The following is a 4,273-nucleotide window of genomic DNA, read 5'->3' as shown; positions in this document are numbered from 1 at the left end:
AAGGTGCGGTCGAACACCGGGAACACCCCGGCCAACTCCAGACCCATCCCCGAACGCTGCGAACCCTGACCCGTGAACAAAAACGCCGACTTACCCGCCACACCAGGCTCACCAGCCGTCACCTCAGCCAGCCGCGCCAACAACTCATCACGATCGGCCGCGACCACCACCGCACGACGGTCCAGCAACGCCCGCGACGTGACCAGCGAGTACGCCGTATCCGCCACCGATATCCCGGGGCGTGACGCCACATGCGCACGCAGCCGCTCGGCTTGGGCGCGCAGTGCCCCATCGGTCCGGGCGGAGACCACGACCGGCAGCGGTGCCTCGGGCGCGGTGCGGTCTTCGGCCACCGGCTCCTCGGCCGGGGCCTCCTCGACGATGATGTGCGCATTGGTGCCGCTCACACCGAACGACGACACACCCGCACGACGCGGCCGACCGTCAACCCGCCACTCCTGGGCCTCGGTCAGCAGCCGCACCTCACCGGACTCCCAGTCCACATGCGGCGACGGCTCATCCACGTGCAGCGTCGGCGGCAGCACACCGTGCCGCATCGCCATCACCATCTTGATCACACCCGCCACACCGGCCGCAGCCGACGTATGACCGATGTTCGACTTGATCGACCCCAGCCACAGCGGATCACCATCCCGCTCCCGGCCGTAGGTGGCCAGCAGCGCCTGGGCCTCGATCGGGTCACCCAGCTTCGTACCCGTCCCGTGCCCCTCCACGGCGTCCACGTCGAGCGGGCGCAGCCCGGCGTTCTCGAGGGCGCGCCGGATGACCCGCTCCTGCGACGGACCGTTCGGCGCCGTCAGACCGTTGCTCGCACCGTCCTGGTTCACCGCCGTGCCCCGGACCACGCCCAGGATGCGACGCCCGTTGCGCTTCGCGTCCGACAGCCGCTCCAGCACCACCACACCGACACCGTCGGAGAAACCGGTGCCGTTCGCCGACGCCGAGTACGCCTTGCAGCGTCCGTCGGGCGACACCGCCCGCTGGCGGCTGAACTCGGTCAGCAGGTAGGGCCCGGCAAGCAGGGTCACACCTCCCACCAGCGCGAGTGAGCACTCACCGGACCGCAGCGCCTGTCCGGCCATGTGCAGCGCGACGGCGGAGGAGGAACACGCGGTGTCCACGGACACCGCCGGGCCCTCCAGACCGAGGGTGTACGCGATCCGGCCGGACACCACACTCGTCGTGGTCCCGGTCAGGCGGTAGCCCTCCAGTTCACCGGAGGACATACCGCCGTAGTCGGTGGTCACCACACCGGCGAACACCCCGGTGTCACTGCCGCGCAGCGTCGTCGGGTCGATGCTCGCGTGCTCGAAGGCCTCCCACGACGCCTCCAGCAGCAACCGCTGCTGCGGGTCCATCGCGGTGGCCTCGCGCGGGCTGATCCCGAAGAACTCCGCGTCGAACTCACCGATGCGCTCGAGGAAGGCACCACCACTGGTGTTGATCTTCCCGGCCCGGTCCGGGTCGGGGTCGTAGATGTTCCGGTCCCAGCCACGGTCGGTGGGCAGGCCGCCCACCGCGTCGCGGCCCTGGGACACCAGCGTCCACAGTTCCTCGGGCGAGGTCACCCCGCCCGGGTAGCGGCAGCTCATGCCGACGATGGCCAACGGCTCGTCCAGCGCGGTCCGCTTCGTGCGGGTGATGGGCTTCGGCGTCGCCTCGGCACCGCCGAACTCGGCGAGCAGCAGCCGCGCGACGGCGGCCGGGGTGGGGTGGTCGAAGATCAGCGTGGCGGGCAGCCGCACCCCCGTGGCCTGGGTCAGCCGGTTGCGCAGTTCGACGGCGCTCAGGGAGTCGAAGCCGATGTCCTTGAACGCGCGGTCGGTGTCGATCGCCGTGGCGGAGGTGTGTCCGAGGACGGCGGCCACCTGCTCCCGCACCGTGTCCAGGACGATCGGCTCCCGGTCGGCCTCCGTGACACCGGCGAGACGCTGGGCGAGCGAACCACCGCTCTCGGCGCGCCGGCCGGGAACGGGTGCCAGACCGCGCAGCAGCGCGGGCAGCAGACCGGCCCGGGCCTGGGTCCGCAGTGCGGCAGGGTCGAGCTGGACGGGCGCCAGCAGAGCCTTCCCGGTGCCGAGCGCCAGGTCGAACAGTTCGAGGCCACGCTGCTGGGACAGTGCGCCCACACCGGTGCGCTCCAGGCGGGCCAGGTCGGCCCCGCCGAGCCGGCCGGACATCCCACCGACGTCTCCCCACAGGCCCCAGGCCAGCGAGGTGGCGGGCAGTCCCGCGGCCCGGCGTGCCGCGGCGAGCGCGTCCAACGTGGCATTGGCGGAGGCGTAGTTGCCCTGACCGGGGCTGCCGATCAGCGCGGCCACCGACGAGAACAGCACGAACGCGGAGAGACCGGCGTCGGCGGTCAGCTCATGCAGATGCCACGCCGCGTCCACCTTCGGCCGCATGACCCGCTCGAGGTGCTCCGGCGACAGTGCCTCGATGACTCCGTCGTCGAGGACACCGGCCGCGTGCACCACGGCGGTCAGCGGGTGTTCCAGCGAACCGAGGGCCGTCGCGAGCTGGTCCCGGTCGGACACATCGCACGCGGCGACCCGGACGCGGCAGCCCAGGCCCTCCAGCTCCGCCTCGAGCTCGGCGGCACCTTCGGCCTCCGGGCCGCGGCGGCTGAGCAGCAGCAGGTGGCGCACACCGTGCGCGGTGGCCAGATGGCGGGCGAACACCGCGCCCAGACCAGCCGTACCACCGGTGATCACCACGGTCCCGTCCGGGTCCAGAGCGGGCGCCTGGCCGAACGTGGTGTCGGGACGTGCGAGGCGCGGAGCCAGCAACTGTCCCGCGCGCACGGCCAACTGGGGTTCCTCCGCGCCCAGCACCGCGTTCCAGTCGGGTTCGGCACCGTCCACGTCGACCAGGACGAAGCGGCCCGGGTGCTCGGACTGGGCGCTGCGCAGCAGACCCCACACCGCCGCCTGCGCGACGGAGGGAGCCTCACCGTCGGCGGCGACCGCGCCCCGCGTCACCACGATCAGCTTGGACTCGCCGAGCCACTCACCGGCCAGCCATCGCTGTGCGAGGACGAGCGCCCGGGCGACGGTGGCGCGCACCGCGTCGGGGGTGTCCTCTCCGGTGGTGTCCACGGCGGCGAGCACCGCATGCGGCGCCGTGGCGCCCTCGGCGAGCGCACCCTCCAGGGCGTCCAGATCCGCGTGGGTCTCCCCCGCGCCGATCCGGACGATTTCCGGCGTACCGGTGGCCGACGCGCTCTCGACACGAGTCCAGTCCACCGTGTACAGCGACTGCCGCGCGTCGCCGCGCGAGCTGTCGATGCGCTCCTCGTCCACGGGACGCACGACGAGCGAGCGCACGGACACCATTGGGGACCCGTTCTCGTCCACGGCGTCGAGCCGCAGCGAGGTGCCGCCGGTCATGGTGGAGCGGACCCGCAGCCGCGAGGCGCCGGGACCGTGGAGCCGCACACCGCTCCAGCTGAACGGCATGAGGTGCGCCGCGGAGCCGCTTCCGGTGAGCAGGATGACACCGCTCTGCAACGCGGAGTCGAAGAGCGCGGGGTGGATGCCGAAGCCCTCGTGGCCCTCGGGCAGGGTCACCTCGGCGTAGGTCTCGTCCCCGTCGCGCCAGACGGCCTCGACGCCGTGGAAGAGCGGACCGTAGTCGTACCCGAGGTCGGCCAGACGGCCGTAGAGCTCGTCCACGGGCATCGGCTCGGCGTCCTGCGGCGGCCACTGCTCGGGCCAGGCCGCGGCGGGCGCGCCGTCGGTGCCGAGGGTGCCACGGGCGTGGCAGGTCGCCTCGGTCTCGGCGGTGGCATTCTCCGCCCTGGAGTAGATGGCCACGTCACGACGGCCGTCCGGGTCCGACGCGCCGACCGTGATGTGCAGGTGCCTGGTGACGTCCGGCTGGACGAGCAGGGGCGCCTCGAGCACCAGCTCGTCGAGCACCGGGCTGCCGGTGCGGCGTCCGGCGGCGATGGCCAGTTCGACCAACCCGGTACCGGGCACCACCATGGTGCCGAGCAGCAGGTGCTCCGCGACCCACGGCTGGGTCTCGGTGGAGAGGGTGCCGGTGAACACCCAGTCGTCACGGTCGCCGACCTGTACGGCCGCGGCCAGGACGGGGTGGTCGACACCGACGAGTCCGGCGGCCGAGACATCGCCCGGGGCGGTGCCCGGGGTCAGCCAGTACCGCTCGCGCTGGAAGGCGTAGGCGGGCAGATCGACGCGCTGAGCACCGGTGTTGGCGTAGAAGGCGGTCCAGTCGACCTCCAGGCCCG

The 4,273-nt window shown here is 72.5% G+C and carries 1 protein-coding gene; it reads right to left on the bottom strand.

What is annotated here, in order from left to right; all coding sequences use genetic code 11:
* On the bottom strand, positions 1-4,273 hold a 4,273-nt coding region (locus AC07FT_RS36305; RefSeq protein WP_479180435.1), incomplete at both ends, for an SDR family NAD(P)-dependent oxidoreductase.

The organism is Streptomyces sp. NPDC045899, assembly GCF_056431485.1.
Note: the sequence above shows the minus strand (reverse complement) of the source record. Positions and strands in the feature narration are given on the sequence as shown.